The sequence below is a fragment of the Bradyrhizobium sp. NBAIM03 genome (assembly GCF_020194055.1).
Taxonomy (GTDB): Bacteria; Pseudomonadota; Alphaproteobacteria; order Rhizobiales; family Xanthobacteraceae; genus Bradyrhizobium; species Bradyrhizobium yuanmingense.
Genome location: NZ_JADYVS010000249.1, coordinates 1 through 399, shown reverse-complemented (window position 1 = coordinate 399; position 399 = coordinate 1). Strand labels below are relative to the sequence as shown.

At 63.7% G+C, this 399-nt stretch carries 1 pseudogene; it reads right to left on the bottom strand.

Features of this window, described 5'->3' with window-relative positions:
* Positions 1-303, bottom strand: a pseudogene (locus I6F21_RS38360) (hypothetical protein); the annotation flags it as partial.
* Positions 304-399 lie beyond the last annotated feature (96 nt).

The following is a 399-nucleotide window of genomic DNA, read 5'->3' as shown; positions in this document are numbered from 1 at the left end:
CGGTTCACCCCAGCCATGTGCCGCGAGCAGTCCGGCGGTATAGGCGCCAAGCCCGAAGAAGCCTGCATGTCCGAGCGACACGATGCCCGCATAGCCGAGCACCAGGTCGAGCGACAACGCAAACAGCCCGACGATCAACACCTGGCTGCCGAAGACGAGGTAATCGGGAAGAAGAAAGAACACCGCGATCGGCACGCACCAGAACGCGATCTCAAACGGCGACCAACGCGCTTGCGGCAACCCATGCGCCGCAGAGCCCTCAACAGGCCGTGCAGACCGCCTCAATTGCTGCAGCCCGCTCATGCGCGCCTCCCCAGCAAACCGCCCGGGAAGAGCACGAGCAGCACGACCATCAACCCATAGATGACGAACGCGCCCACGTCCGGCACGTAGTACTTG